At 70.7% G+C, this 26,877-nt stretch carries 24 protein-coding genes; 17 read left to right on the forward strand and 7 right to left on the reverse strand.

Annotation, left to right across the window (positions count from 1 at the left end; genetic code table 11):
• Positions 1-23: 23 nt before the first annotated feature.
• Genes VJ693_RS02320 through flgB form a run of 3 tightly spaced genes read right to left on the reverse strand, consistent with a single transcriptional unit; the run spans position 24 to position 1,579 of the window.
• On the reverse strand, positions 24-671 hold the full coding sequence (locus tag VJ693_RS02320) for a flagellar hook assembly protein FlgD (protein ID WP_324151850.1): 648 nt from the start codon (positions 669-671) through the stop codon (positions 24-26).
• Positions 672-685: 14 nt separating this feature from the next.
• On the reverse strand, positions 686-1,132 hold the full coding sequence (flgC, locus tag VJ693_RS02325) for a flagellar basal body rod protein FlgC (RefSeq protein ID WP_324151851.1): 447 nt from the start codon (positions 1,130-1,132) through the stop codon (positions 686-688).
• A 27-nt stretch (positions 1,133-1,159) separates the two neighbouring features.
• On the reverse strand, positions 1,160-1,579 hold the full coding sequence (flgB, locus tag VJ693_RS02330; RefSeq protein ID WP_324151852.1) for a flagellar basal body rod protein FlgB: 420 nt from the start codon (positions 1,577-1,579) through the stop codon (positions 1,160-1,162).
• Between the two features lie 165 nt (positions 1,580-1,744).
• Between flgB and flgA the strand changes: the two genes are divergently transcribed.
• From flgA to VJ693_RS02390, 12 genes are all read left to right on the forward strand, one after another.
• Positions 1,745-2,500 carry a flagellar basal body P-ring formation chaperone FlgA gene (gene flgA / locus VJ693_RS02335; RefSeq protein ID WP_324151853.1) on the forward strand — a complete coding sequence of 252 codons (756 nt, stop codon included), beginning with the start codon at positions 1,745-1,747 and terminating at the stop codon, positions 2,498-2,500.
• 100 nt (positions 2,501-2,600) lie between these two features.
• Positions 2,601-2,900 carry a flagellar biosynthesis anti-sigma factor FlgM gene (gene flgM, locus VJ693_RS02340; protein ID WP_324151854.1) on the forward strand — a complete coding sequence of 100 codons (300 nt, stop codon included), beginning with the start codon at positions 2,601-2,603 and terminating at the stop codon, positions 2,898-2,900.
• A gap of 121 nt (positions 2,901-3,021) precedes the next feature.
• Complete coding sequence (locus tag VJ693_RS02345; RefSeq protein ID WP_324151855.1) at positions 3,022-3,423, forward strand: hypothetical protein; 402 nt, start codon at positions 3,022-3,024, stop codon at positions 3,421-3,423.
• A gap of 109 nt (positions 3,424-3,532) precedes the next feature.
• Entirely contained in the window at positions 3,533-4,315 is a 783-nt protein-coding gene (gene flgG, locus VJ693_RS02350; RefSeq protein ID WP_324151856.1) for a flagellar basal-body rod protein FlgG, read from the forward strand.
• Between the two features lie 11 nt (positions 4,316-4,326).
• Complete coding sequence (locus tag VJ693_RS02355; RefSeq protein ID WP_324151857.1) at positions 4,327-5,052, forward strand: flagellar basal body L-ring protein FlgH; 726 nt, start codon at positions 4,327-4,329, stop codon at positions 5,050-5,052.
• A gap of 21 nt (positions 5,053-5,073) precedes the next feature.
• Positions 5,074-6,210, forward strand: coding sequence for a flagellar basal body P-ring protein FlgI (locus tag VJ693_RS02360; protein WP_324151858.1), 1,137 nt, complete (start codon positions 5,074-5,076; stop codon positions 6,208-6,210).
• A gap of 17 nt (positions 6,211-6,227) precedes the next feature.
• The gene (flgJ, locus tag VJ693_RS02365) at positions 6,228-7,115 is read left to right on the forward strand and encodes a flagellar assembly peptidoglycan hydrolase FlgJ (RefSeq protein WP_324151859.1); all 888 of its coding nucleotides are present in this window, start codon (positions 6,228-6,230) and stop codon (positions 7,113-7,115) included.
• 18 nt (positions 7,116-7,133) lie between these two features.
• Positions 7,134-9,095: a flagellar hook-associated protein FlgK gene (gene flgK / locus VJ693_RS02370; RefSeq protein WP_324151860.1), complete on the forward strand. Its 1,962-nt coding sequence runs from the start codon at positions 7,134-7,136 to the stop codon at positions 9,093-9,095.
• A gap of 5 nt (positions 9,096-9,100) precedes the next feature.
• A complete protein-coding gene (gene flgL / locus VJ693_RS02375) occupies positions 9,101-10,297 on the forward strand; it encodes a flagellar hook-associated protein FlgL (RefSeq protein ID WP_324151861.1) in 1,197 nt (398 codons plus the stop codon).
• 6 nt (positions 10,298-10,303) lie between these two features.
• A complete protein-coding gene (locus VJ693_RS02380; protein ID WP_324151862.1) occupies positions 10,304-11,497 on the forward strand; it encodes an EAL and HDOD domain-containing protein in 1,194 nt (397 codons plus the stop codon).
• Between the two features lie 243 nt (positions 11,498-11,740).
• Positions 11,741-13,954 (forward strand): PAS domain-containing protein, encoded by a 2,214-nt coding sequence (locus VJ693_RS02385; RefSeq protein ID WP_324151863.1) that lies wholly within the window; start codon positions 11,741-11,743, stop codon positions 13,952-13,954.
• A gap of 26 nt (positions 13,955-13,980) precedes the next feature.
• Positions 13,981-14,607 carry a response regulator gene (locus VJ693_RS02390; RefSeq protein WP_324151864.1) on the forward strand — a complete coding sequence of 209 codons (627 nt, stop codon included), beginning with the start codon at positions 13,981-13,983 and terminating at the stop codon, positions 14,605-14,607.
• 109 nt (positions 14,608-14,716) lie between these two features.
• Here the strand turns inward: VJ693_RS02390 and VJ693_RS02395 are convergent, their stop codons facing one another.
• A complete protein-coding gene (locus VJ693_RS02395; protein ID WP_324151865.1) occupies positions 14,717-16,291 on the reverse strand; it encodes a sensor histidine kinase in 1,575 nt (524 codons plus the stop codon).
• 243 nt (positions 16,292-16,534) lie between these two features.
• Here VJ693_RS02395 and VJ693_RS02400 point away from each other — a divergent pair, with 243 nt between their 5' ends.
• From VJ693_RS02400 to VJ693_RS02420, 5 genes are read left to right on the forward strand one after another with little or no spacing between them, the layout of a single operon-like run.
• Positions 16,535-16,936 (forward strand): Hpt domain-containing protein, encoded by a 402-nt coding sequence (locus VJ693_RS02400; protein WP_324151866.1) that lies wholly within the window; start codon positions 16,535-16,537, stop codon positions 16,934-16,936.
• Complete coding sequence (locus VJ693_RS02405; protein WP_324151867.1) at positions 16,933-19,179, forward strand: putative bifunctional diguanylate cyclase/phosphodiesterase; 2,247 nt, start codon at positions 16,933-16,935, stop codon at positions 19,177-19,179. The genes VJ693_RS02400 and VJ693_RS02405 overlap by 4 nt, the downstream gene beginning before the upstream one ends.
• A 33-nt stretch (positions 19,180-19,212) precedes the next feature.
• On the forward strand, positions 19,213-20,979 hold the full coding sequence (locus tag VJ693_RS02410; protein ID WP_324151868.1) for a GGDEF domain-containing protein: 1,767 nt from the start codon (positions 19,213-19,215) through the stop codon (positions 20,977-20,979).
• Complete coding sequence (locus tag VJ693_RS02415) at positions 20,967-22,361, forward strand: DUF2868 domain-containing protein (RefSeq protein WP_324151869.1); 1,395 nt, start codon at positions 20,967-20,969, stop codon at positions 22,359-22,361. The genes VJ693_RS02410 and VJ693_RS02415 overlap by 13 nt, the downstream gene beginning before the upstream one ends.
• The gene (locus VJ693_RS02420; RefSeq protein WP_324151870.1) at positions 22,354-23,811 is read left to right on the forward strand and encodes a DUF3482 domain-containing protein; all 1,458 of its coding nucleotides are present in this window, start codon (positions 22,354-22,356) and stop codon (positions 23,809-23,811) included. The genes VJ693_RS02415 and VJ693_RS02420 overlap by 8 nt, the downstream gene beginning before the upstream one ends.
• Here VJ693_RS02420 and VJ693_RS02425 read toward each other — a convergent pair.
• From VJ693_RS02425 to VJ693_RS02435, 3 genes are read right to left on the reverse strand one after another with little or no spacing between them, the layout of a single operon-like run.
• Positions 23,808-24,746 carry a branched-chain amino acid ABC transporter permease gene (locus VJ693_RS02425; protein ID WP_324151871.1) on the reverse strand — a complete coding sequence of 313 codons (939 nt, stop codon included), beginning with the start codon at positions 24,744-24,746 and terminating at the stop codon, positions 23,808-23,810. The genes VJ693_RS02420 and VJ693_RS02425 overlap by 4 nt on opposite strands.
• Positions 24,746-25,630 carry a branched-chain amino acid ABC transporter permease gene (locus VJ693_RS02430; protein WP_324151872.1) on the reverse strand — a complete coding sequence of 295 codons (885 nt, stop codon included), beginning with the start codon at positions 25,628-25,630 and terminating at the stop codon, positions 24,746-24,748. The genes VJ693_RS02425 and VJ693_RS02430 overlap by 1 nt, the downstream gene beginning before the upstream one ends.
• 23 nt (positions 25,631-25,653) lie before the next feature.
• Positions 25,654-26,865, reverse strand: coding sequence for an ABC transporter substrate-binding protein (locus VJ693_RS02435; protein ID WP_324151873.1), 1,212 nt, complete (start codon positions 26,863-26,865; stop codon positions 25,654-25,656).
• Positions 26,866-26,877: the final 12 nt, after the last annotated feature.

Here is a 26,877-nt window from a genome sequence, read left to right on the forward strand (position 1 = left end):
GAAGGGGAGGTGTCGCGTTCGGATCAGAGGAAGGCCCAGACCGCGTCGTAGGCCACGCGGTCGCCGTTGACCAGCTCGAGCGCGAGCGTGTTGCCGAAGCTGCTGACGGCCTGGATGCGCTGGTGGGCCAGCGTCATCGCCTCGACCGACGTCGAGCCGTTGGTGGCGGTGACCTTGAAGCTCAGGTCGCTGCTGCGGTAGGCCTCGGGCACGGCGTAGCTGAAGTCATGGCGGCCGGCCTCGAGGTCGGTCAGCTCGACGGTGCCGATGGTCGTGCCGGCGGCGTTCTGGATCTCGACCTTGACGTTGCGCGCGTCGCTCGACAGCTCGAAGCCGCCGTCGCCGGTGCCGTCCTGCACGCGCAGCGTGTTGCCTTCGATCGCCACGTCGTGGCCGATCAGTGCGGCGCTCTGCATCGCCTGCAGCTGCACGAACTGGCTGTTCAGGCCGGTGACGGTGGTGTTGAGCTTCTCCAGGCCGGTGACGGTGCTGATCTGCGCCATCTGCGTCGTGACCTGCGCGTTGTCCAGCGGGTTCAGCGGATCCTGGTTCTGCATCTGCGCGACCAGCAGCTTCATGAAGCGGTCGGATTGCTCCTGCGCGCTGGTCGTCTCGCTGGTGAGCTGGCTGCTGGTGTTGGTATTGGTGTTGCTGACGCCGCTGACGCTCATGGCCTATGTCCTTTTCAACCTTGGCCGAGCTGCAGCGTCTTCTGCAGCAAGGTTTTCGCGGTGTTCATCACCTCGATGTTGTTCTGGTACGAACGCGAGGCGGAGATCATGTTGACCATCTCCTCCACCGGGTTCACGTTGCTGAAGGTCACGTACCCTTCCGCGTCCGCGGCCGGGTGGCCGGGCATGTGCAGGCGCTTGCCGGGGGCCTGGTCTTCGGTGATCGTCGAGACCCTGACGCCCGCGCTGCCGTCGGTCGGCGCACCGGGGTCGCCGCCGGCGGCGCTGCCGGCCGCGCCCATCAGCACGGTCTGGAAGACGACCTGGCGCGCCTTGTAGGCCTGGCCATCCGGGCCGGCCACGCTGTCGGCGTTGGCGAGGTTCGAGGCGACGACGTTCAGGCGCTGGCTTTGCGCCGACACGGCGCTGCCGGAAATATCGAAAACCTTGAACATGCTCATGTCAGCGCTCCGTCATCGGCTCGGGGTTCAACCCTGGGTCGGGCTCTTCATCGCGTCCAGCATCTCGCGCACGTGGCCGTTGATGAAGCGCAGCGTGGCCTCGTACTTCACCGAGTTCTCGGCGAAGCTGGCACGCTCGCGGTCCATGTCCACGGTGTTGCTGTCGAGGTTGGTCTGGCTCGGCGTGGCGTAGCGCAGCGCGGCTTCGGTGGCGGTCGCGCCGCCGGGCAGCGCCAGGTGGCCGCGCTGCGTGGTGGCCATCTGGGCGGTGGCCGGCAATTCGCCGGTGGCGGCTTTCAGCGCAGCCGAGAAATCGAGATCACGCGCCTGGTAGCCGGGCGTGTCCGCGTTGGCGATGTTGCTGGCGATCACGCGCTGGCGTTCGGCGCGCAGCGTCAGCGCCTGCGCTTGGAAATCCAGCGTGCTGGTCAGGCGGTTGACGTTCATGGCGGCGAGTTCCTTCAGGTTCGGTGCGGTGTGGCCGATAACCGGGGGGAACACCGCGTTCGCCGATTGTGGAAGTCGGTCCGGGCGCGAAAGGCCCGAATAGCGGGCCGCACCCCCTGCATTTCCCGTCTTGGCGGCGAGCGGGCCTGCATAAAGTCACAGGCCATGAGATGCCATCCCCTCTTGCCTGCCTGGCGTGCCGCGGCGCGGTGCCTCGGTGCGCTCGCGCTGCTGGGTGCCGCCGTCGTGGCCCGGGGCCAGGGCGTGGGCGCCGGGGTGGGCGGCGAGGCCGAGATCGCGGCCGTCGGCGCCCAGGTGCAGCAGCTGGCGCGCGACAGCGCCGGTCGCGCCGGGCTGCGCGACGCCCGCATCGAGGTCGAGGTGGGCCAGTTGGACCCGCGCCTGAAGCTGGCGCCGTGCCAGCGTATCGAACCCTATCTGCCGCCCGGCCTGCCGGTCTGGGGGCGCACCCGCATCGGCCTGAAGTGCACGCAAGGGCCCAAGCCCTGGAACGTGACGCTGCCGGTGACGGTGCACGTCTATGCGCGCTCACTGGTGACCCAGGCCGCGCTGGCCGCCGGCACCACGCTGGCGCCCGAGCATTTCACCGAAGCCGAGGTCGACCTGGCCGCGGCGCCAGGCCTGCCGATCGGCCAGCCGGGGCTGGCGGTCGGCCGCACGCTGGCCCGCCCGCTCGCAGCCGGCAGCGCGTTGCGCGCCGCCGACCTGAAAGCGCGCCAGTTCTTTGCCGCCGGCGAGACCGTGCGCGTCGTGGCCGGTGGCCCGGGCTGGCAGGTCGTCACCGAGGCCGAGGCCATGAACCCGGGCCTGGAAGGCCAGACGGTGCGGGTGCGCACCGAATCGGGCCGGCTGCTGCAGGGTCGCCCGGTGGGCGATCGGCAGGTGGAGGTGATGCTGTGATAAATAGTCCTAAAGTTCGCTCGGCGGCTGTCGAAACCCGATCCATGGCGAAAAGAACCTACCGGGTTTTCCCTTTCGCCGTGGTATCCAGGAGAGCATCATGAAAATCGGTCCGCTCGAATCCAAACCCGCCGTGGCGACGTTGCAGAACGACCGCAGGTCGGGCAGCGCCGAGAAGTCGGCCACCGGTGGCGGCGCTGCCGAACCGAGCGCGACGGTGCAGATCTCGTCCACCGCCAGCCTGATCAGCAGCGCAGACACCGACGGCACCTTCGATGCCGAAAAGGTCCAGCGCATGGCCCAGGCCATCCGCGACGGCAAGTTCGAGGTCAACGCCGACAAGATCGCCGACAAGCTGATTGCCAACACGCAAGAGCTGCTGCGCAAGTACTCGTCGTAGTTCGCACGCCGTGATCGCGGTGGCGGCCTGAAGCCGCTCCGCCCAGCCCTTCGTCTTCCTGCTGCACGCCCCCGGGGCGCGCGGCAGGATTTGTCTCACCCTGGCCCGACCCCACCGCACCATGCTGAGCTCCTCCGCCGAACAACACGTGCTGCGCGAGACCGCCGATCTGGAATCGGCGCTCGCCGCGGTGGAAGCGCGCCTGGCCGAACTGGCCGAAGCCCTCAAGGCGCACGACGCCGATGCAACCGAGGCCGCGTCCGGCGCGCTGCACCGTGCGTTGACCCTGGCGGTCGACCGCTCGACCCGCGCCGCCCGCAACGGCGGCATGCCGCCTGCGCTGCGCCGCCGCCTGGCCATCGCCGGCGGCCAGGTCGCGGCGCTGCGCGAAGCCATTGCCCGCGCCAGCGTGTCGCTCGACAAGTCGATCGAGATCCTGCTGCCCGAGGCCGCCAAGGCGCCGGTCTACGGCGCCCAGGGCAACCCCTGGCGTGCCGCATCCAGCGGCGTGGCGGAAGCCTGACCCACTGACGCGCGAATAGGGCGGCACAAGACCCCGCTATTCCACGCCTCAGACCGCTCAAGTCGAGCGGATCATCGGTGCCAGACCCCTCAATGCGGGAGCACCCCACATGATTCGCTCGCTCTGGATCTCGAAGACCGGGATGGAAGCCCAGCAAACCCAGCTGGACCACATCTCGAACAACCTCGCCAACGTGGCCACCAGCGGCTACAAGCGGGCGCATGCGCAGTTCGAGGACCTGATCTACCAGAACCTGCGGCAATCCGGCGCCGCCAGTTCCGACCAGACGCAATTGCCCACCGGCCTGCAGGTGGGCCTGGGCACGCGTGCCGCGGCCACCGCCCGCAATTTCAGCCAGGGCAACCTGCAGCAAAGCGGCGGCAACCTCGACGTGGCGATCAAGGGCAACGGCTTCTTCCAGATCCAGCTGCCCGATGGCGGCACGGCGTACACGCGCGACGGCTCGTTCCAGCTCGATTCGCAAGGCCAGCTCGTCACCAACACCGGCTACCTCGTGCAGCCCGGTATCACGATCCCGGCCAACGCGCAGAGCGTGACGATCGCCGCCGACGGCACCGTCACCGTCGCACTGCCCGGCCAGTCCACGCCGCAGTCGGTAGGGCAGCTGCAGCTCGCCAGCTTCGTCAACCCCGGCGGCCTCGAGCCGCGCGGCGGCAACCTGTTCGGCGAAACGGCCTCGTCGGGCACGCCGAACAGCGCCTCGCCCGGCAACTCCGGCCTCGGCAGCCTGCAGCAGGGCTTTCTCGAGACCAGCAACGTCAACGTCGTCGAGGAGCTGGTGTCGATGATCCAGACCCAGCGCGCCTACGAACTGAATTCGAAGGCCATCTCCACCTCCGACCAGATGCTGCAGCGTCTGTCGCAGCTGTGATCGGCACGATGATGAAGAAGCTGCTTCGCACCGTGGTGGCGCTGCTGCCGCTGGCCTGGCTCGCGGCCTGCGAGGTCATGCCGACCGAGGCCAAGGTCGACTTCCCGACCGCCACCGCGCCGGCCCTGCCCGAGAACGGCCCGACGGCGATTCCGCCGCTGACCCCCGTCACCCAGAACATGGTCGCGCAGGCGCCGGTCACCGGCTCGATCTACCAGGCCGCCGCCTACCGCCCGCTGTTCGAGGACCACCGTGCGCGCCTGGTCGGCGACACCTTGACGATCCAGATCGTCGAGAAGATCTCCGCCAGCCAGAGCGCCAACTCGACGGTCGACAAGACCGGCGATCTCTCGGCCGGGATCAGCGCCTTGCCCGGCGTGAAGCTCAGCCACCTGGCGGGCGCGAAGGCCACCGCGTCGAGCAGCAACACCTTCGAGGGCAAGGGCGCCACGACGAGCAACAACGACTTCACCGGCACCATCACCTCGACGGTGGTCGGCGTGCTGCCCAACGGCCACCTGCTGGTCGCCGGCGAGAAGCAGATCGGCGTCAACCAGCACGTGGACGTGCTGCGCTTCACCGGCCAGGTCGACCCGCGCGCCATCCAGCCCGGCAACGTGGTCCCGAGCGCGCAGGTCGCCAACGTGCGGGTCGAGAAGCGCGGCCGCGGCGCGATGGCCGACGCCCAGGGAACTGGCTGGTTGGCTCGATTCTTTTTGAGCCTTTGGCCCATCTGAGCCTGCACAGAATCCTTCACCATGAACACCCCTGCCGACCGAATCCTGCGCGCCGCGATGGCCCTGGCCACCGTGGTCGCCAGCGCCGCCCTGTGGTGGCCCTGGCCCGCGAGCGCGGCCCAGCGCATCAAGGAAGTCGCCTCGGTGCAGGGCGTGCGCTCGAACCAGCTGATCGGCTACGGCCTGGTGGTGGGCCTGGACGGCACCGGCGACCAGACCCAGCAGACCCCGTTCACCCAGCAGGGCATCACCTCGATGCTGCAGCAGATGGGCATCACCGTGCCGCCCGGCAGCCAGATGCAGCTGAAGAACATCGCGGCGGTGCTGGTCACGACCCAGTTGCCCGCCTTTGCCCAGCCGGGCCAGCAGATCGACGTCAGCGTCAGCTCGATCGGCAACGCCAAGAGCCTGCGCGGCGGCACGCTGGTGGCCACGCCGCTCAAGGGCGCCGATGGCCAGGTCTACGCCGTCGCCCAGGGCAACCTGATCGTCGGCGGCGCCGGCGCCTCGGCCGGCGGCTCGAAGGTGCAGATCAACCACCTGTCCGGCGGCCGCATCCCGCAGGGCGCGACGGTCGAGCGCGCCGTGCCCACCCCGCTGAACCAGGGCGATTCGATCCAGCTCGACCTGAATTCGGCCGATTTCGCCACCGCCCGCTCGGTGGCCCAGGCCATCAACGCCGCGAAGGGCGCGGGCACGGCACAGGCGCTGGACGGCCGCGTCGTGCGGGTGAAGGCGCCGATGGACAGCGATTCGCGCATCGCCTTCCTGGCCGACATCGAGAACCTGCCGCTGGACCTGGCCAAGCCCGCGGCCAAGATCGTGCTCAACCCGCGCACCGGCTCGATCGTGCTGAACCAGGCCGTGACGCTCGCGCCCTGCGCGGTCGCGCACGGCAGCCTGTCGGTCACGATCAGCTCGACACCGGTCATCAGCCAGCCGGGCGCGCTGTCGCCGGGGCAGACGGTCGTCAGCGAGAAGGCCGACATCTCGATCCAGCAGCAAGGCGGCTCGATCATCGCGCTGCCCGCCGGCGCCCAGCTGGCCGACGTGGTCAAGGCGCTCAACTCGCTCGGCGCGACGCCGCAGGACCTGCTCGCGATCCTGCAGGCCATGAAGTCGGCCGGCGCGCTGCAGGCCGAGCTCGAAGTGATCTGACGACAGCCGCGACAGCGATGGCCGCCAACCCGATCAACAACCCCGCCTTGCTGGCCCGCACCAGCTATGGCGATGCGCGTGGCATCGAGAACCTCAAGCAGCGCGCCGCGCAGGACCCGAAGGCCGCGGTGCGCGAGGCGGCGAAACAGTTCGAGTCGCTGTTCATGCAGCAGCTGCTGAAGACCATGCGCGAATCCGCGCAGTCGACCGGCATGCTCGACAACGAGGCCACCAAGCTCGGCTCCGAGATGCTCGATACCCAGTGGGCCGGCAAGCTCGCGGGCCAGCCGGGCGGGCTGTCCGACATCATCGCCCGCCAGCTCGAGCGCCAGATGGGCCTGAATCCCGGCCCGATCCCGAAGAACGACAGCGCCAACCACACGCCGGTCAACCCCTTCAAGCCGAACGCCGACGTGAAGATTCCGCAGCAGGCGGCGGCGGGCTTCGTGCAGCAGCACCAGGGCGCGGCCGCGCAGGCCGAGGCCAGCACCGGTATCCCGGCCTCGTTCATGATCGCCCAGGCCGCGCACGAGACCGGCTGGGGCCGCAAGGAAATCCGCCACGCGGACGGCACGCCGGCCTACAACCTGTTCGGCATCAAGGCCGGCAGCAACTGGAACGGGCCGACCGCCGACGTGGTGACGACCGAGTACACCAACGGCCAGGCCCGCAAGGTGGTGCAGAAGTTCCGCGCCTACTCCAGCTATGCCGAGAGCTTCGCCGACTACGCGCAGCTGATGAAGAACAACCCGCGCTACGAGCAGGTGCTGGCCTCGCGCGGCGACGCGCACCGCTTCGCCCATGGCCTGCAGCGTGCGGGTTATGCCACCGACCCGGCCTACGCCGAGAAGCTGTCGAAGGTCATCAACACCACGTTGCGCCTGCAACGCAGTGCCACCGCGTAAGGGCGCAGGAGACATCGCATGGCCGGATCCACCCTCATGTCGATCGGGATGCGGGCGATGTTCGCCAACACGGCGTCGCTCAACGTCACCGGCCACAACATCGCCAATGCGAACGTCGAGGGCTACTCGCGCCAGGAAGTCGAGCTGGCCACCGCGAACGGGCAGTTCACCGGCGCGGGCTTCTTCGGCAAGGGTGTCAATGTCGTCAACGTCAAGCGCGCGCACGACCAGTTCCTGACGATGCAGGCCGCCGCGGCCCGCTCGGTGGCCGCGTCCGATGCCGCCCGCCATGGTCAGCTCAGCCAGCTCGAGAACCTGTTTCCCACCGGCGAGGCGGGCCTGGGCTATGCGATGGGCGATTTCTTCGCCTCGATGGTCGACCTGGCCAACGCGCCGGCCGACAACTCGGCGCGCCAGGCGGTGCTGGCCCGCGCCGCCGACGTGAGCGACCGTTTCGCCAGCACGGCGGCCCGGCTGGACATGATGCAGGCCGGCGTGCGCAGCGACATGCAGAACTCGGCCCGCACCGTGACCGCGCTGGCCGCGCGCGTGGCCGACCTGAACGCGCAGATCTCGGCCAACCGCGGCCAGACCCAGCAGCCTAACGACCTGATGGACCAGCGCGACCAGCTGATCTCCGAGATCAGCGGGTACGTCAACGTGACGACGATTCCCGCGTCCGACGGCACGGTCGGGGTCTTCCTGGCCGGCGGCCACCGGCTGGTGCTGGGCGCCGAGGCGGCCGAGTTGACGGTGCGCCCCGACGATCTCGATGCCTCGCGCGTCGCGCTGTCGGTCACCTCCAACGGGCAGTCGCTGGACCTCGGCGGCGATCTGATCACCAGCGGCTCGATGGCCGGCCTGCTCAAATTCCAGAACGAGGACCTCGTCGATGCGCGCAACCGCGTCGGCCAGATGGCCATGGCCTTCGCCACCAAGGTCAACGAGGCGCAGTCGCTCGGCGTCGACCTGAACGGCAACGCGGGTTCCGACATCTTCGCGGTGGGCGCGCCGCAGGCGCTGCCCTCGGCCGACAACGCGCGCGACGCCAGCGGCAACCTGATCTCGTCGGTGAGCCTGGACATCGCCGACGCCAGCCTGCTGCAGGCCAGCGACTATTCGCTGCGCGCCGACCCCAACAACCCCGGCCAGTACGAAGTCGTGCGCCTGTCCGATGGCGTCTCCCGCAGCGTGGCCGACGGCGACACGATCGACGGCTTCACGGTCCACATCGGCACGCCTGCGCCGGCCGCGACCGACCGCTTCCTGCTGCAGCCGGTGGGCCGCGCGGCCAGCGGCATGCACCGCCTCCTCGACGACCCGGCCGGCATCGCTGCTGCCCAGCCGGTGCAGGCCACGGTGGGCGTCAACAACACCGGCACGGCGACGATCGACCAGCTGCGCATGACCGACGGCAGCGTCGACCCGAACCTCACCGCCACCATCACCTTCAGCGACGACACCGGCGCCTACACCTGGGAGCTGCGCGACCGCACGAGCGGCACGCTGGCCAGCAGCGGCACCGGCCAATGGACGGCCGGCGAGCCGATCGAGCTGAACGGCTTCGCGCTCTCACTCAACGGCGTGCCGGCGACCGGCGACACGGTGACGGTGGACAAGACGCTGTTCCCGCAGACCAACAACGGCAACGCGCTGGCCCAGTCCGAACTGGCCGACGAGCGCTTCGTCGGCCGCACGCTGGACTCGAACGGCAACTACATCAACGGCGCGACGGTGACCGATGCCTACGCCGACACGATGGCCGACGTCGGCGTGCGCGTGCAGGGCGCGCGCGTCTCGGCGGACATCTCCGGCGCCTCGTCGACGCAGGCCGCCGAGGCACTGGCCTCCAAGACCGGCGTCAACCTCGACGAAGAGGCGGCCAAGCTCATCCAGTACCAGCAGGGCTACCAGGCCGCAGCCAAGGTGCTGCAGGTGGCGCAGTCCGTTTTCGACACCATGCTGCAGATCGCCGGATAACCATCATGTTGCGCACGTCCACCTTCCTCGCCTACGCCAGCTCGATCGCCAACCTGCAGCGCCGCCAGGGCGACATGACCGACGCGCAGCAACGCCTGACCAGCGGCCTGCGCGTGCTGCACGCGAGCGACGACCCGACGGCCGCGGCGCGCGCCGAGCGGGCCCGCGCGCTGATGCAGCGCGCGGAGTCGACCCAGCGCGCGGTCGACGCCAGCCGCAACTCGATGACGCTGACCGAATCGGCGCTGGCCAATGCCGGCGAGCTCATGCAGCAGGCGCGCGAGCTGATCGTCTCCGCTGGCGACGCGAGCTACAGCGACGCCGAGCGCGCCGACCTGGCCAACCAGCTTGCCGAGATCCGCAAGCAACTGATGGGCGTGGCCAACCGCAGCGACGGCGCGGGCGGCTACGTCTTCTCGGGCCAGGGCTCGGGCCGGCCGCCCTTCCTCGACCGGCCGGGCGGCGTGGACTACGTCGGCACCGGCGGCGCGGTGCGCGTGGCGTCCGACGAGCCGCTGCCGCTGACGCTGGACGGCGGCGAAGTCTGGCTCAAGTCGCCCAGCGGCAACGGCGTGTTCGAGACGCGTAACGTCAACTCCGCCGGTGCCTGGGTCGACGCCGGCCGCGTGACCGCGCCCGACCAGATCACCGGCTCGACCTATTCGATCAATTTCACGGTCTCCGGCGGCACGACGTCCTACTCGATCCTGAAGGACGGCGTGGCGACGGCGGTCAGCGGCGCGCCCTACGTCTCCGGCCAGGCGATCGAGATCGACGGCATGGCCGTCGCGGTCAGCGGCAACCCGGCCGATGGCGACAGCTTCGAGATGGCGCCCTCGGCCGACGACCTGAGCGTGTTCGATGCGCTCGACCGTGTGGTGAGCGAGCTGAAGACGCCCTCGCGCACCGGCGCCCAGGTCACCCAGACCGTGCAAAATGGCCTGCGCGACATCGATTCGCTCAGCGATCATCTGCAGTCCACGCGCAGCATGACCGGCGAGATCCTCAACCGCATTGACGGGGTGGCCGGGCGGCTCGATGATCTCAAGCTCTTCGGCGAATCGACCCGGTCGGACGCCGAGGATCTGGACATGGTCCAGGCGATCTCCGATTTCCAGAACCAGCAAACCGGCTACGAAGCCGCTCTGCAGACTTACTCGACGATGCAGCGCATGTCGCTGTTCGACTACATCAAGACTTAGGTAAACATGACGGCCGTCCTCGAACACGTGATCCTGGGCTGCGGTGCGATGTTCGATGCGCGCCGCCAACCGGTGACGACCCGACTGACGGTGCACCCCGCCCACGAGGGCGCCGTGCCCGACCCGAACGGCCTGCTGGCCGCGCTGGCGGACGCCTGGCCGGCGGATTCCGGCGCGATGTCGCTGAACCTGACCAGTGAGCAGTGGCTGGCGGCGCTGATGGATGTCAAGACCCCGGCCCACCTGATGGTCGAGGTGCCGGCCTTCCTGGCCGGCGAGCCGGTGTGGGCCGACCGCATCCGCCAGCGCGCAGCCGACGGTCTCGCGATGGTGCTCAAGGGCCGTCCGCTGACGCCGCTGCCGCCCGACTTGATGGGCTGCTTCAAGCTCGCGATCGTCGACCGCGCAGACGACCGCCGGCAGTCCGCCGCGCCCGGCGCCGGCGCGGTGCGTTCGCTGCCGTTCGTGCAATCTGGCAACGCCAGCCCGGCGGAAGCGGGTGACAGCTTCAAGCGCGGCGCGCAGGCCGTGCTCGGCTGGCCGCTGGGCGATGCGCCCGACGGCAGCAAGCCGAAGAAGGGCGTGCCGGGCAGCGTGGCGGTCGTGATGGACCTGATCCAGCGCGTCGACCGCGAAGAGCCGGCAGCCAAGCTCGAAGCCGTGCTGCGTGGCGACCCGTCGCTCGCCTTCCGCCTGATGCGTTACATCAACTCACCGGGCTTCGGGTTGTCGGTCGAGATCAACTCCTTCTCGCACGCGCTGATGATGCTGGGCTACAACCGGCTCAAGCGCTGGCTGGCGCTGCTGATGACCAGCGCGGTCGATGATCCCGACCTGAAGCCGATGATGTTCCTCGCGGTGCGCCGCGGCCTGTTCATGGAAGAGCTGGCCCGCCAGCACGGCGACGAGACGATGCGCAACGAGGTGTTCCTGTGCGGCGTGTTCTCGCTGCTCGACCGCATGCTGGGCCAGACCTTCGGCCAGTTGCTCGGCTCGCTGCCGGTGCCCGAGCGGGTGCAGCAGGCGCTGGTCGACGGCGAAGGGCCGTACCAGCCGTCGCTGGATCTGGCGATCGCGGTCGAGGCGGAGTCGCCGATCGACATCCGCGAGCACACCGAGGCGATGATGCTCTCACCCGGCGAGGTCAACCGCGCCGCGCTGAAGGCCATGGGCACGGCGCGGCAGCTGCGGGGGGATTGAGCCCCCACGCCCCCTCCGGGGGCTGCCCCCCGAGGGGGCTCGCGCAGCGGCCCGGCAAAGCCGGATCCGCGCACGCCACTTGAAGAGCGGCAGCTCCTTCGGAGCGCCTTGCCGGAGCCGAATCCGCGCGAGGCCTTGGTTGGTCGGTACCGTTCTACACTCGACAGGTTGTACCCGTTTTGCCATATGCCGTCGATCTTCTCGTCCCGCCGCCCGCCGACCCGACCGCCGCAGGACGAGAGCATGGATGCTTCGGCCGAGTTGCGGGCCCTGTTCGAGCTGAGTCCTGCGGGTCTGGCGCTGGTTGACCCGAGCGGGCGGCTGCTGCGCCACAACGCGCCCTGGGCGGCGCTCAGCCCGGCCGGGGCGGACCCGCGTGGCCTGGTGGCGCTGCCACAGAGCTGGCACCAGCTGCTCGGCTGGGAAGGCCAGGGCGAATGGTCGCCGGGCGTGCCGGTCGATGCCCCTGCCGAGGCCTGGGTCGACGGGCCCGGTGGCCGCAAGCTGCACCTGCGCGCCCGTGTGCGGCGCCTGGGCGGCGCCACGCCGGCTGCGCCCGCGCGCTGGCTGCTGCAGATCGAGGACCTCGGGCTCGAGGACGATGCGGCCCGCTCCGCGCTGCAGATCACCGCGCTGATGGGCACGGCCGGGGTCGGCGTGGCCACCTGGGATGCGGAACAAGGCTGGAGCTCGGCCGCCTCGCGGCGGCCGCCGCCGGGTGTGCAGGCGGCGACCACCGCGGCCGGCAACGGGGGCGGAACGCAGCTGTCGCAACTGTCCATCGGCCGCGACGTGGTCGAGACCGAATCGCTGCCCGACTACGGCCGCCTGCAACAGGCCCTGCGCCAGCGCGAGCGCGCCGAGGTGCGCTACGCGGTGCGCCACCCCGACACTGGCCGCCGCTGGCTGCTCACCCGCGTCGAGCCGGCCGAGCTCGGCCCGGGGCGGCCGGCGATGAGCGTGGTCACGCTCGACATCACCGACGAGGAGAACGCGCGCCGCCACAACGAGCTGCTGCTGCAGGAGCAGGCGAGGGCGCGCGAATCGCTGCTGCTGCAGACCGACCGCACGCGCGCGGTGCTCGATTCGGTGCTGGTCGGCATCGTCACTGTCGGCGCGAACGGCATCGAGTGGATGAACCGCTCCGCGCGCCGCATGTTCGGCGGCGAGCTGGCCGATTTCCAGGGGCAACCGATCGCGGTGGTCGCCTCGCCGGAGCCGGGGCACCCGCTGCGCCGCACCGATTGGGCCAGCGTGCTGGCCGAGGGCCAGGCCGAGACCTTCGAATGCAAGCTGGTGGCGCGTGACGGGCGCGACTTCTGGGTCGTCGGCAACGCGGTGCTGACCGGCAGCGATGCCGGTCCGAGCCAGCTGACCTTCGCCCTGCTCGACATCGAGCGCCGGCGCCAGGCCGAGAACCAGATCGCGCAGGCCCAGGCCAGCCTGCAGCGCATCATCGAGACCGCGCCGCTGGCGATCGCGCTGTTCGACGGCCGCGGCCTGCAGGTGCTGCAGCTCAACCAGATGCTGTCGGCCTTCGCGCGCCGCCCGGCGGCCGAGATCCAGGGCCGGCCGCCCTCGCTGTGGCTGCCGGGGCCGGAAGCCGCGGCGCTGTCGGCCGACTTGCACCAGGCGGTGGCCAGCCGCGAGATGCTCCGCCGCGAGCTGCACCGCGACGCCGACCCCGAGACGGGCGAGCCGGCACGCGAGTGGGACGTGCGCATCGTCTCGCTGCGCGACGTGGGCGACAGCCACGAGGAGCAGCTGCTGCTCGTCGCGAGCGACGTGACCGAGCAGCGCGCCGCCGAGCAGGCACGCTTCGAGGCGGCCATCGCGCAGCGCGAGATGCTGGTCAAGGAAGTGCACCACCGCATCAAGAACAACCTGCAGGGCGTCGCCGGCCTGCTGCAGCAGAACGCGCAGCGCCACCCCGAGGCCGCGGGCGCGCTGGCCGAGGCGGTGGGCCAGGTGCACGCGATCGCGCAGGTCCACGGCCTGCAGGTCGGCATGACCGGGCCCTTGCGCGTGCGCGGCGTGATCGAGGCGATCGCGCAATCGGTGCAGCGCATGTTCGGCCGGCCGATCCGCTACGAGGTCGAGGGCCCGGCGCCGCACCGTTTCGCGCTGACCGAAGCCGATTCGATCCCGATCGCCCTGACCGTCAACGAGCTGCTGACCAACGCCATCAAGCACAGCACCCACCACGGCGCGACGGGCGACGTCTGCTGCCGCCTCCTTTGCGAAGACGCCGCGGTGCGCATCTCGGTGGCCAGCGCCAGCCAGCTGCCGGCGGGCTTCAGCCTGGCCCAGGTGCCGCCCGGCATCTCGGGCCTGGGCCTGGTGCGCGCGCTGCTGCCGCGCAAGGGCTCGGCGATGACGTTGGAGCAGCAGGGTGAACAAGTGGTCGCGATGCTGCGGCTCGAGCCGCCGGCCGTGACCGTGCTGGAACCCCTGTGAGCGAGAATCGGGCCGAGGGAATGCAGATGAACGCCGCCAGCAAAGGAAAGATCCTGGTCGTCGACGACGACCGGCTGGTGCTCGCCACCGTCACGCACGGCCTGGCCCGTGCCGGCTACGAGGTCATCGATGCCGACAACGGCGACGATGCGATCCTGCTGGCGCGTGAGCACAGGCCCGACCTGGCGCTGCTGGACATCCGGATGGAGGGCAAGTCCGGCTTCGACGTGGCGGCCTACCTGCGCGCCTCGCTGGGCACCCCGTTCATGTTCCTGTCGGCCTTTGCCGACGACGCGACGGTGGCGCAGGTCAAGGCGCTCGGCGCGGTGGCCTACCTCGTCAAGCCGCTGGACATCGCGCAGATCGTGCCGACCGTCGAGGCCGCGCTGTCGAGCGTGCGCGCGCGCCGCGCGCAAGTGCCCGCCAGCCCGCGGCCCGGCACCACCCCGACGCTGCCGGCTGCCGGCATCGACCCCCTGGCCGACCCCGTGCCCGTGGCCGTGGGCATCCTGATGCACCGCTACTCGCTGCCGCGCGGCGAAGCGCTGGCCCGGCTGCACCGCCTGGCCGAAGCCGATGGCCGCTCGCTGCACGCGCAGGCGACCGCGTTGCTCGACGCCGTCGAGCTGCTATCTCGCCCGGCTGCAGGATAAGGCGCTCCGAAGGAGCCGCCGCCCCCAAGTGGCGTGCGCGGATCCGGCTTCGCCGGTCCGCTGCGCGAGCCCCCCTTGGGGGGCAGCCCCCGGAAGGGGGCGTGGGGGCCTAACTCAAGGTGAAGTAGAAGCGGGCGCCCTTCCCGACCTCGGCCTCGGCCCAGATGTCGCCGCCGTGGCGGCGGATGATGCGCCGCACCGAGGCCAGGCCGACGCCGGTGCCCTGGAAGTCGTTGGCGCTGTGCAAGCGCTGGAAGACGCCGAACAGGCGGTCGGCGAAGCGCATGTCGAAGCCGGCGCCGTTGTCGCTGACCATCAGCACCCGCTGGCCCTGGTGGGTCTCGTGACGGAAGTCGATCCTGGTCACCGGGCACTGGCCCGAGTATTTCCAGGCGTTGCCGAGCAGGTTCTCGAGCGCGATGCGCAGCAGCGTCGGGTCGCCCTGGACCAGCATGCCGGGCTCGATCTGCACCTCGGCCACGCGCTCGGGGTGCTCGCGCCGCAGGTCCTCGACGATGTAGGTCGCGAGTTGCGACAGGTCCACCGGCTTGCGAGACAACGGCTGCTGCTGCAGCCGCGACAGCGCCAGCAGCGCGTCGATCATGCTGTTCATGCGCGCGGCGGCGGCCAGCACGCGCTCGAGGTGGTCATTACCGATGCGATCGAGGAAGCGCCCGTAATCCTCTTTCAGGATGCGGGCAAAGCCCTCGACGACGCGGATCGGCGCGCGCAGGTCGTGCGAGACCGAATAGGCGAACGAGGCCTGCTCCTCGACCGCGCTGACGTCCACCGGCTCGGCCGCGGCCTTGGGCCGCATCAGCAGCAGCCGGCCGCCCGCGGCGCCGTCGTCGCCCACGGGCAGCAGGCTCAACGTCCAGTCGCCGGCCTCGCGCGTCTGGCCGGGCTCGAGCGAGGCGGCGACCTCGGCCAGCGGTGCGGGCAGGCGTTCGCGTGCCTCGGCCCAGCTCGGCAAGGCGGCGTCGCCCGGGGTGGCGATCTTCAGCAGGCGCGCCGCATCGGGCGACACGGCCGCCACCTGCCACGGCCCGCGGGCCGCCGGCTCGGCCGACAGGCCATCGTGGCGCAGCGCCAGCGCCGGCAACTCCAGCTCGGGCCAGACCTTCGACAGCAGCGCCTGCGCGAAGCGGCGCTGCTCTTCGTCACCCTGCGGCACCGCGGTGCCGAGGTAGCCGGTGAAGCGGCCTTCGCCATCGAACTGCGGGTAGGCGCGCAGCAGCCAGGCCTGCGCGTCGCCATGGCGGCGCACGCGCTGCGGCTCCAGCGGCGCCTGGGCCTCGAGCCGCGCCTTCAGTGCATGGCCCTGGGCGTCGCCGAGCTCGAACTCGTCCCACAAGGGGCTGCCGAGCGGGCGGCTGTCGGCCCAGTCGGCCGCGGTGCCTGCCGGCGGCGGGCGCCATTGGCGCAGGCGGTGCTGGGCGTCGGTTTCCCACAACCAGGCATCGACCAGCTGCGAGGCCAGTTGCTGGCGTTGCCGCGCTTCGCGCAGGCGGCCGGCGGTGCGCTGGTGGCCCCACGCCAGGCCCGCACCGGCACAGGCCGCGCCGAAGGCCAGCATCGCGAGCCAGGCATAGGCGGGGGCGGGCGCACCCGTGGCCGTGGGCACGGCAAGCTGCCACAGCAGGGCGACGGCGGCCGAGATCAGCGCCGAGGCGACCAAGGCCATCGTCAGGCCGCGCCCAAGGCACCGGAATCTGGCTGGCAGGGGGGGGCGGGCCATGCAGCGCATTGTACGGAGCGGCCTGCCTGCCGATGACGGCCTGGGCGCCTCCATCGCGAAGCCGCGGCGAGGCGGCAAAAAGCCCGCCAACGCTGGATTTCTCGGCCCTGTGCGCACTTGACGCGACACCTCGGCGCGACCGATGCTTGCACGATGTATATTGGGTCCGCTGCCGCTTTTGGAACCATGTTGGAAGCCCGGCCCACGCCCTCCGTCGACAACCCGAACCGCTCCGTGCTGGACCCGAGCAGCCTCGACCAGCTGCGCCAACTGGATCCCACCGGCGGCAGCGGCTTTGTCGTTCGCGTGCTGGGCACCTACATCCGCTCGCTCGAGCGCCACGAGGCCGAGGCCCGCCAGGCGCACAGCGCCGGCCAGTGGGACGTGCTCGCGCGTGCCGCCCACACCCTGAAGTCCGCGTCGGCCAGCGTCGGTGCGCTGACCTTCTCGGAGATCTGTGCCGACATCGAGGGCCGCATCCGGCGCCAGGAGATCGACCAGATCGAGCGCCACCTCGATCGGTTCTTCAGTGAGGCGGCCCTCGTTCGCGATGCGGTCCAGGCGCAACTCGACGGCTCGGCAGCCTCATGACGGCGGCGGCGGGTCCCAGCCTGGGCTTCAGCCACGCCGAACGGCCGCGGGTGCTGCTGGTCGACGATGACGAGGTGAACCTGATGCTGGTGTCGGCCGCGCTGACGCAGCACGGCTTCGACATCACCGAGGCGACCGATGGCGAATCGGCGCTGCGCCTGCTGCGCGACTGGACGCCCGACCTCGTCGTGCTCGATGCGCGCATGCCGGGGCTCGACGGCTTCGAAACCTGCCGCGAGCTGCGGCGCATGTACGGCTTCGAGAACATCCCGGTGCTGATGCTCACCGGCCTGGACGACGAAGGCTCGATCAACAAGGCCTACCAGGCCGGCGCCACCGACTTCTTCGTCAAGTCGAACCAGTGGAGCCTGCTCGCCGGCCGCCTGCGCTACATGCTGCGCGCCTCGCGCACCAACCTCGAGCTGGCGCGCAGCAAATCCAAGCTGGCCCGCGCGCAGGACCTGGCCCGCATGGGCAGCTTCGACTGGTGGTACGACCCGAGCGTGCCGTTGGGGCGCGGGCTCGATCTCTCCGAAGAGGCGCTGCGCGTGTTCGGCTTCGGGCCGGACGACCAGCCGGGGCTGAACTACCTGATGCGCTCGATCCCGCCATCCGATCGGCGAGCCCTGCTGCGCTCGGCGCGCGAGGTGCTGCAGCAGGTGTCGGTGTTCGCGACCGACGTGCCGATGAACCTGCCGGACGGGCGCTTCCGCATCCTGCACGTCGAGGCCGAGCCGGAGTTCGCCGAGCACGGCCACTGCGTCGGCTACACCGGCATCGTGCAGGACGTGACCGACCGCCGACAGGCCGAGGACACGGTGCGCCGCCTGGCCAACAACGACGCGCTGACCAGCCTGCCGAACCGGCGCCAGCTGGTCTGGCGCACCGAGCGCGCGCTCGAGTACGCGCGCCGGCTGGGCCACCAGGTGGCCTTGCTGATGATCGACCTCGATCGCTTCAAGAACATCAACGACACGCTGGGCCACACGGCCGGCGACGAGCTGCTGATCGAGGTGGCCGCGCGGCTGCGCAGCTGCGTGCGCCACTCCGACCAGATCGTCGAGGGCGTGGTCGAATCCGCCGGCACGCGCACCCACCGCTCGCTGGAAGCCGTCGGCCGTCTGGGCGGCGACGAGTTCATCGCGCTGCTGCCCGAGGTCGGCGACGAGCGCGATGCCGAGCGCGTTGCCCAGCGCATCCTCGATGTGCTGCGCGAGCCGGTCTATGCCGGCGGCCAGGAGTGCTTCGCCACCGCCAGCGTCGGCATCGCGCTGTACCCGCGCGACGGCACCAACGTGCACGACCTGATGCGCAACGCCGATGTGGCGATGTACCGCGCGAAGGACGACGGCCGCAACCGCCTGTCGGTCTACAGCCCCCAGGGCGCCACCCGCGGGCGCGAGAAGCTCGAGCTGGAGACCGCGCTGCACAAGGCGATCGAGCGCGACGAGCTGGTGCTGCACTACCAGCCGCAGGTCGAGATCTCCACCGGCCGCATGGTCGGCGTGGAAGCGCTGATGCGCTGGCGGCGCGGCGAGCAGCTCGTGCCGCCGAACGAGTTCATTCCGCTGGCCGAGGTGACCGGCCTGATCGTGCCGATGAGCGAATGGGTGCTGCGCGAAGCCGCCAAGCAGGCGCGCGAGTGGCAGAAGGAATTCGGCTTCGACGGCACGGTGGCCGTCAACATGCCTTACCGCATGTTCCTGCAGAAGGACATGGTCGAACTGGTGCACGGTGCGGTCAGCCCGCACGGCCTGCCGCACCGCATGATCCAGCTCGAGATCACCGAGGAAAGCCTGGTCAAGGACCTGCAGAGCATCCAGCCGACGCTGCAACGGCTGAACGAGATGGGCGTGCAGATCTCGGTGGACGACTTCGGCACCGGCTACTCGTCGCTGTCGCGCCTGACCGACCTGCCGATCTCGGAAGTGAAGATCGACCGCTCCTTCATCAAGAACATGGCGGTCACCCACAAGGGCACCGCGGTCGCGCGCACCATCATCGCGCTGGCCCAGGTGCTGGAGCTGCGGGTGATCGCCGAAGGCGTCGAGACCCTGGCCCAGCAGCAGGCGCTGGTCAACGAGGGCTGCGACCTGATGCAGGGCTTCCTGTATTCGCGGCCGGTGCCCGGCCACATGATCGGCCCGTGGAACCAGCAGCAGATCATCGCCGGTCAGGGGGATTGGCAGCGCAGCGCGCCGCCCCCGCCGCCGATGCGCACACGGCGCGAACACGGCGCCTGACGGCCCGCCCCCGACCGGGGCCGCAGTACTCCCATGAAAGACGCCGCTTCCGCCCTCACGCCGGCGCAGATCGCGAAGGCCGCATTGCGCCGCCTCGCGCTGGCCAAGCTGGAGCCCACTCCCGAGAACTACGCCCAGGCCTGGGCCGAGGAAAGCGGCGAGGCGCGCGCCACCGGCGGCCTGCCGCCGCGCGCCAAGCCTTTGGCCGAGCGCATTGCACAGCGCCTGTCCGACGATCCGGCGCAGCGTGCCGAGCTCGTGCAGCAGCTGCTGCAAGGCCAGTGGGACGAGGCCCAGCGCTGGGTCGAGCGCAGCGGCGAATCGGCCGCTTCGCAATCGCAGGCCTGGGCCCAGCTGATCGAGCGTCTCACGCGCGGGCTGGAGCGCGGCGGCAAGCAGTGGACCACCGCCCGCAAGAAAGACAGCCTGCAACGCGTGCTCGATTCGAGCCGCGGCGACATGCAGCGCCTGCTGCACCGCCTCAGGCAGCTCGTCGGCTCGTGGGATTCGGACGAGGCGCCGTCCAGCACGATGGAGCCCGGCGAAGCGCAGTTGGCCGATGCGCCGGTCGCCGAGCCGTGGGGGGCCACGCCGGCAAGCCAGGACGCAGGGGCGTGGCCCGACATCGTGGCCCCGCTGCAGGCCACGGTGCAGGCCGCATTGCCCGCCGATTCCGCGCGGGCCGCCGAGCTGGCCGACGAGCTGAAGGCGGCCGCCGACCGCATCGCCATCGAGGGCGCCACGCCCGAGCTCGCGGCCGAGACCGACGCGCTGTGCCAGCGCGCACGCCGCCTGCTGGCGCACCGGCACCACCTGCTGGACCAGGTGCACCAGTTCAGCCGCGAGCTGACCGAAGGCCTCACGGAGCTCGCCGAGGACGACAGCTGGGTCCAGGGCCAGGTGGCCAGCCTGCGCGAGCGCCTGGCCGGGCCGCCGAGCGCGCGCGCCGTGCATTCGGCCGGCCTGTTGCTCGCCCAGGCACGCATGCGCCAGCGCGAGCTGCGCGGCGACCGCGACCAGGCCCGCGACGCGCTGAAGGAGCTGATCCACCGCATGCTGGCCGAGCTGGGCCAGCTCGACCAGCACACCGGCCGCTTCAGCGACGGCATGCTGCGCTATGCCGAGACGATCGAGCGCGCCGATTCGCTGCAATCGCTGGCCGGCGTGGTGCGCGAGATGGTCGACGAAAGCCGCGCCGTGCACGGCCTGGTCAGCAGCACGCGCGAGCGCCTGGCCGGCGAGCACCAGCGTGCGACCGAGCTCGAGCAGCAGGTGCGCTCGCTCGAGGCCGAGCTGCGCAAGCTCTCCGACGAGGTGGCCACCGATGTGCTGACCCAGGTCGCCAACCGGCGCGGCCTGATGCAGGCCTTCGAAGCCGAGAAATCGCGCCTGGAGCGCGACGGCGGCCCCTTGGCGGTCGGCCTGCTCGACATCGACAACTTCAAGCGCCTGAACGACAGCCTGGGCCATGCGGCGGGCGACCAGGCGCTGATCGCCCTGGCGCAGCACGTGCGCCGCTCGCTGCGGCCGGTGGATGTGGTGGCGCGCTTCGGCGGCGAGGAGTTCGTCGTGCTGCTGCCCGGCACGCCGGTCGACGAGGCGCAGAAGGTGCTGACCCGGCTGCAGCGCGAGCTCAGCGCCAGCCTGTTCATGCACGACGGCAAGGAGGTCTTCGTGACCTTCTCGGCCGGCGTGACGCCCTACCGCCTGGGCGAGAAGGTCGAGGAGGCGCTGGAGCGCGCCGACGAGGCGCTGTACGAGGCCAAGCGCACCGGCAAGAACCGGACATGCATCGCCTAGCCTCGGCAGGAGACGGCGGCACGCCGCCGCTCGGGTGGCTCGATGCCACGGTGATCGGGACGGTGCGAGCGATCGAGCTGGCCGATGGCCCGCTCGACGACGACGAGGCCGTCCGCACGGCGGCCGCGACGCGGCGCGGCCATGCCGCGCGCGCCGCTGCCCGTGCATGGCGGCTGGCCGAGCGGGTCGGCGTCGTCGACGAGGTCGAGCGCTGGCGCTCGATGCTGCCCTGGTTGATGGTGGGCATGGCGCTGCTGATCGGGCTGGTGTCCTACGAGATCCTCGCCGCGGTCACCGGCGAAGACCGCCATATCAACGCGCTGGGCGCACTGGCCGCGGTGCTGACGCTGCCCACCCTGAGCCTGCTGCTCTGGGGCCTGGGCCTGGCGCTCGGCGGCGGCCGCACCGGCGGTGGCATCGTGCGAGGGGCCCTCGGCCTGGCGGCGCGCCTGCCGGGCTGGCGCACACCGCACAGCCTGCGGCTGCTTCGTGCCGGCGTGCAGAGCCTTCAACAGGCCCGCCTGGCCGGGTGGGTGCTGGGTGGCGCCAACCACCTGGTCTGGATCGGCGCCTTTGCCTGCATCCTTGTCGGGCTGCTGGTCGCCTTCTCGTTCCGTGCCTACACGCTGAGCTGGGAGACCACGATCCTGAGCCCGGCGTTCTTTGCCGACGCGATCGCTGCCACCGGCTGGCTGCCGCGGCAACTCGGATTTCCGGTGCCGGACACCGCCAGCGTGCTGGCCGCCAGCGCGCCGGTCGGCGACCAGCGGCCCTGGGCCTGGTGGCTGATCGGCTGCACGCTGGTCTACGGCCTCGTTCCCCGGCTGCTCGCGATGGCCTGGTGCGGCGTGCTCTGGCGCCGGCGCCGCGGGGCTTTCGCCGCGATCGATGCGCACGATCCGTACTTCGGCGCGCTGATCGACCGGTTCGTTGCCTGGGACCGGACGGCGGGCGGGCAAGCCACCGCGCCGCAGCGAGGCGCTGCCGAGGTCGTTCCGCGGCTCATTGCCACGATCGTGGGCTTCGAGTTGGACGAGCAAGAGGCCTGGCCGCCGGCCGGCCTGCTGTTGCCCGACGGTGGCGCCACCCGCATCGCGGGCACCGCGGCCGAGCGCCGCCAGACGCTGGACCGGCTCGCGCAGGCGCGGCCTCGCCGCGTTCTCATCGTCTGCAACGCCCTGGCCACGCCGGACCGCGGTACGGCGCGCTTTCTTCAGGGCGCCTGCGCCGCGGCGCAGGATGCGGCCCTCTGGCTGCAAGGCGAGGAGGAATCGCCGCCGCTGTGGCGGGACTGGCTGGCCGCGAACCGGCTCGAGGGCATGTCCCTGCTGCCCGATGCCGCCGCGGCCAACGCCTGGCTCGAGGAGCCCGCCGGTGGCTGAGGCGCCGCCGATCCGCCTGGCCGTGCTCGGCCACGTGAACGCCGGCAAGACGAGCCTGGTGCGGGCACTCGCGCGCCGCACCGACATCGGCCGGGTCGACCCGGCGCCCGGCACGACCGAGCAGGCGCAGGTCGTGCTGCGCGCCATGCCCGGCGCACCGCCGCTGGCCCTGGTCGACACGCCCGGGCTGCAGGATCCCGTGACGCTGGCGGAGCTGGTCAGGGCGGTGCCGCACGGGCACACGGCGCTGGAACGGCTGCGCTGGTTTCTCAAGCGTCCCGACGCGCAGTCCGAGTTCGAGCCGGAATGCCGGGCTCTGCGGACGGCGCTCGAGGCCGATGCGGTGCTCTACGTGCTGGATGCGCGCGAGCTCGTGCTGCCCAAGTTTCGCAGCGAGATCGAGCTGCTGCAGGCCTGCGCCAGGTCCACGCTGGTGGTGCTGAACCGGCTCGACCACCCACACAGCCGCGCTGCCGATTGGAACGCGGCCCTGGCCGGCCACGGCCTGACGGCGGTGTGCGGCTTCGACCCGATCGCGCCAACGCCGCAGGCGCAGGCGCAGTTCGTGCGGCTGCTCGCGGGCGTGCTGGCGACCACGCGGCCCGATGCCGATGCACTCGGCCCGGCGCTGCGCGCCGAGGACCAGGCGCGCCGCCGCCGGCAGCAACAGCTGATCGCGTCGACGCTGGTCGGCCTGGCGGCGCTGCGCCACACCGTGGGCCGTGCCGAGGTGGCCGACGAAGCGAAGCGCGCCGAGCGCGTCGAGGCCTTCCGCCGCCAGGTGGTCGACCAGGCGCGCGCTGCGCGACGCGCGCTGGCGGATCTCCACGGCTTCCCGGGCCTCGAATCGGCGCTGGGCGAGCTGCCCGGCGTCAACGGCCGCTGGGACGAGGACCTGTTCGACCCCGAGGCCCTTCGCCTCTCGGCCCAGAAGCTCGGCACCGGTGCCGCCATCGGCGCGGCGATCGGGCTCGGGCTGGACATCGCGCTGGCCGGCCTGTCGCTCGGCGTGGGCACGGCGGTCGGCGCCGCGATCGGCGGGGTGGCCAACCAGGGCTTCGGGCCGATGGGCCGCGCGCTGGTCAACAAGGTGACCGGGCAGCAGGACCTGACGCTGGAGGGCCCGGTCATCGTGCTCGTCGCGCAGCAGCTGATCGCCCTCGACGCGGCATTCGAGCGGCGCGGCCACGGCGCGACCGGGCCACTGGCGGCGGCATTGGCGGCCGGTGAAGCGCCGGCGATCGACGCGGCCGCGGCCGAGGCGCTGGTCGAGGCGCTGTCGGCCGCGCGGCACCATGCGGATTGGGCCATCGGCCACGAACGCGACGACAGCTCCGGCCAGCGCCGGCAGGCGCTCGTCGACAGGCTGGCCGCCGCGCTGGAGCGGGCGGCGACGGCCCCGCCGGCGCTGCCGCAGGAGCCCGACCGTGCCGCCCTGCCTCCGGGTTAGCGCCGACGCCGCTGCTGCCACGCCAGCAGCTCGCCGACGAAGCCGCGCCGGAAGGCGACCACGCAGACGACGAAGATCGCGCCGATGATCACGGTGACCCACGACCCGACGCGATCGGCCAGGAAGTTCTGCAGGCCGATGATCGTGAAGGCCCCCAGCACCGGGCCGGCGAAGGTGCCCATGCCGCCCAGCAGCGTCATCAGCACCACCTCGCCCGAGAGCGACCAGTGCGCGTCCGACAGCGTCGCGAAGCCCAGCACCAGTGTCTTCATCGAGCCGGCCAGGCCCGCCAGCGCGGTGGACAGCACGAAGGCCAGCAGCTTGTAGCGGTCGACGTTGTAGCCCAGCGAGATCGCGCGCGCCTCGTTCTCTCGGATGGCCTTCAGCACCTGGCCGTAGGGCGAGTGCACGACGCGGATCACGAACAGGAACACCGCGACGAAGACGGCCAGCACGACGAAGTACATCACCCGGTCGTCGGCCAGCGGCAGCAGGCCGAACAGGGCACCGCGCGGCACGCCCTGCAAGCCGTCTTCGCCGCCCGTGAAGGGCGATTGCAGGAAGACGAAATAGACCATCTGCGCCATCGCCAGCGTGATCATCGCGAAGTAGATGCCCTGGCGGCGGATCGCGATCGCGCCGACCACGAGGCCGGTGGCGGCGGCGATGGCCGTGCCGGCCAGCACCCCCAGCTCGGGCGACCAGCCCGCGCTGCGCACGAGCCAGCCGGTGGCGTAGGCGGCCGCCGCGAAATAGGCCGCGTGGCCGAACGACAGCAGCCCGGTGAAGCCCAGCAGCAGGTTGAATGCGCAGGCGAAGATCGCGAAGCACAGCGCGTTCATCATGAAGATCGGGTACACGCCGATGAACGGCGCCGCGACCAGCAGGGCCAGGCCGACGGCCCAGGCGATGCGCGCTCGGCGAACAGCGTCCATCAGCGCTCCTTCCCGAACAGGCCGGCCGGCCGGATCATCAGCACGATGGCCATGATCACGAAGACGACGATGTTCGAGGCCTCGGGGTAGAACACCTTGGTCAGGCCCTCGATGATGCCGAGCACCAGCCCGGTCAGGATGGAGCCGAGGATGGAGCCCATGCCGCCGATCACCACCACCGCGAAGACGACGATGATCAAGTTGCTGCCCATCAGCGGGGTGATCTGGATCACCGGCGCCGCGAGCACGCCGGCGATCGCCGCCAGGCCGGCGCCGGCGGCGTAGGTCAGCATCACCATCACCGGCACGTTGATGCCGAAGGCCTGCACCAGCGCCGGGTTCTCGGTGCCGGCGCGCAGGTACGAGCCCAGCCGCGTGCGCTCGATGACGAACCAGGTGCCGAAGCACACCACCAGCGAGGCCAGCACGACCCAGGCGCGGTAGTTGGGCAGCACCATGAAACCCAGGTTGGTGGCGCCCTGCAGGGCCTCCGGCACCGGGTATTGCTGGCCCGACACGCCGAACTGGTCGCGGAACACGCCCTCGGCGATCAAGGCCAGGCCGAAGGTCAGCAGCAGGCCGTAGATCGGGTCGATCTTGTACAGGCGCTTGAGCAAGGTCCGCTCGATCAGCACGCCGAGCGTGCCGACCGCCAGCGGCGCCAGGAGCAGCGCGACCCAGTAACCCAGCCCCAGGTACTCGAGGCTGGCCCAGGCCACGTAGGCGCCGATCATGTACAGCGCGCCGTGGGCGAAGTTGACGATCCCCAGCAGGCCGAAGATCACGGCCAGGCCGAGGCTGAGCATGGCGTAGAACGAGCCGTTCACCAGGCCCAGCATCAGCTGGCCGAGAAAAGCCTGCAGGGGGATGCCGAAGATCTCCACGGGCGCCTCCAGCCGGGCTCAGCCTACTTCCAGAGCGCGCACTTGGTGTCGGCCTTGGTCGTCCAGGGCGCTTCGCCCTTGATCGTCTCGACCACGTTGTAGTAATCCCAGGGCTCGGCCGAGGTCTCGGGCGTCTTCACCTGCATCAGGTACATGTCGTGCACCATGCGGCCGTCGGCGCGGATCCAGCCCCCCTTGGCGAAGACGTCGTTGATCTTGGTCTTGCGCATCTGGGCCAGCACCTTGTCGCCGTCGTCGCTGCCGGTGGCCTTGACGGCCGCCAGGTACTGCGTCACGGCCGAGTAGTCGGCCGCCTGCAGCGACGAGGGCATGCGCTTCATCTTCTCGAAGAAGCGGCGCGCCCAGGCGCGGGCCTCGGCGTCCTTGTTCCAGTACCAGCTGTCGGTCAGGTACATGCCCTGGGTGGTCTTCAATCCCAGCGAGTGGATGTCGTTGATGAACACCAGCAGGCCCGCGAGCTTCATGGTCTTGGTGACGCCGAATTCGTTGGCGGCCTTGATCGAGTTGATCGTGTCGCCGCCGGCGTTCGCCAGGCCCAGGATCTGCGCCTTGCTCGATTGCGCCTGCAGCAGGAAGGACGAGAAGTCGCTCGCGTTCAGCGGGTGCTTGACCGAGCCGACGATCGTGCCGCCGGCGGCCTTGACGACGTTGCTGGTGTCGTTCTGCAGCGCGGCGCCGAAGGCGTAGTCGGCGGTCAGGAAGTACCAGCTCTTGCCGCCGGCCTTGACCACGGCGTTGCCCGTGCCCTTGGCCAGTGCGACGGTGTCATAGGCCCAGTGCACCGTGTAGGGCGTGCACTGGTCGTTGGTCAGCGCCGAGGTGGCGGCGCCGACGACGATGTAGGGCTTCTTCTTCTCGGCCGCGACCTTGGCCATCGCCAGCGCGGTGCCCGAGTTGGTGCCACCGACCAGCATGTCCAGCCCTTGCGTGTCGAACCATTCACGCGCCTTCGCGGCGGCGATGTCGGCCTTGTTCTGGTGGTCGGCGAACAGCACCTCGACCTTCTTGCCGGCCACCGTGCCGCCGGCATCGGCGATCGCCATCTTGATCGCCTCGACGCCGCCCGCGCCGTCGAGATCGGCGTAGACGCTGGACATGTCGGTGATGATGCCGATCTTGATCACGTCGCCCGAGACCTGGGCCTGCACGGTGGGTGCGCCGGCCAGCGTGGCCAGGGCCAGGGTGCAGGCGGAAGCCAGTTTCAGCGGTTTCATGCGGTTCTCCTT

Source organism: Ideonella sp., assembly GCF_035254525.1.
Classification (GTDB): Bacteria; Pseudomonadota; Gammaproteobacteria; order Burkholderiales; family Burkholderiaceae_C; genus Ideonella.

What these genes read in the sequence shown, in the direction of transcription:
- VJ693_RS02320 (WP_324151850.1), bottom strand. Translation starts at nt 671, where the DNA reads ATGAGCGTCAGCGGCGTCAGCAACACCAATACCAACACCAGCAGCCAG.
- flgC (WP_324151851.1), bottom strand. Translation starts at nt 1,132, where the DNA reads ATGAGCATGTTCAAGGTTTTCGATATTTCCGGCAGCGCCGTGTCGGCG.
- flgB (WP_324151852.1), bottom strand. Translation starts at nt 1,579, where the DNA reads ATGAACGTCAACCGCCTGACCAGCACGCTGGATTTCCAAGCGCAGGCG.
- flgA (WP_324151853.1), top strand. Translation starts at nt 1,745, where the DNA reads ATGAGATGCCATCCCCTCTTGCCTGCCTGGCGTGCCGCGGCGCGGTGC.
- flgM (WP_324151854.1), top strand. Translation starts at nt 2,601, where the DNA reads ATGAAAATCGGTCCGCTCGAATCCAAACCCGCCGTGGCGACGTTGCAG.
- VJ693_RS02345 (WP_324151855.1), top strand. Translation starts at nt 3,022, where the DNA reads ATGCTGAGCTCCTCCGCCGAACAACACGTGCTGCGCGAGACCGCCGAT.
- flgG (WP_324151856.1), top strand. Translation starts at nt 3,533, where the DNA reads ATGATTCGCTCGCTCTGGATCTCGAAGACCGGGATGGAAGCCCAGCAA.
- VJ693_RS02355 (WP_324151857.1), top strand. Translation starts at nt 4,327, where the DNA reads ATGAAGAAGCTGCTTCGCACCGTGGTGGCGCTGCTGCCGCTGGCCTGG.
- VJ693_RS02360 (WP_324151858.1), top strand. Translation starts at nt 5,074, where the DNA reads ATGAACACCCCTGCCGACCGAATCCTGCGCGCCGCGATGGCCCTGGCC.
- flgJ (WP_324151859.1), top strand. Translation starts at nt 6,228, where the DNA reads ATGGCCGCCAACCCGATCAACAACCCCGCCTTGCTGGCCCGCACCAGC.
- flgK (WP_324151860.1), top strand. Translation starts at nt 7,134, where the DNA reads ATGGCCGGATCCACCCTCATGTCGATCGGGATGCGGGCGATGTTCGCC.
- flgL (WP_324151861.1), top strand. Translation starts at nt 9,101, where the DNA reads ATGTTGCGCACGTCCACCTTCCTCGCCTACGCCAGCTCGATCGCCAAC.
- VJ693_RS02380 (WP_324151862.1), top strand. Translation starts at nt 10,304, where the DNA reads ATGACGGCCGTCCTCGAACACGTGATCCTGGGCTGCGGTGCGATGTTC.
- VJ693_RS02385 (WP_324151863.1), top strand. Translation starts at nt 11,741, where the DNA reads ATGGATGCTTCGGCCGAGTTGCGGGCCCTGTTCGAGCTGAGTCCTGCG.
- VJ693_RS02390 (WP_324151864.1), top strand. Translation starts at nt 13,981, where the DNA reads ATGAACGCCGCCAGCAAAGGAAAGATCCTGGTCGTCGACGACGACCGG.
- VJ693_RS02395 (WP_324151865.1), bottom strand. Translation starts at nt 16,291, where the DNA reads ATGGCCTTGGTCGCCTCGGCGCTGATCTCGGCCGCCGTCGCCCTGCTG.
- VJ693_RS02405 (WP_324151867.1), top strand. Translation starts at nt 16,933, where the DNA reads ATGACGGCGGCGGCGGGTCCCAGCCTGGGCTTCAGCCACGCCGAACGG.
- VJ693_RS02410 (WP_324151868.1), top strand. Translation starts at nt 19,213, where the DNA reads ATGAAAGACGCCGCTTCCGCCCTCACGCCGGCGCAGATCGCGAAGGCC.
- VJ693_RS02415 (WP_324151869.1), top strand. Translation starts at nt 20,967, where the DNA reads ATGCATCGCCTAGCCTCGGCAGGAGACGGCGGCACGCCGCCGCTCGGG.
- VJ693_RS02425 (WP_324151871.1), bottom strand. Translation starts at nt 24,746, where the DNA reads ATGGACGCTGTTCGCCGAGCGCGCATCGCCTGGGCCGTCGGCCTGGCC.
- VJ693_RS02435 (WP_324151873.1), bottom strand. Translation starts at nt 26,865, where the DNA reads ATGAAACCGCTGAAACTGGCTTCCGCCTGCACCCTGGCCCTGGCCACG.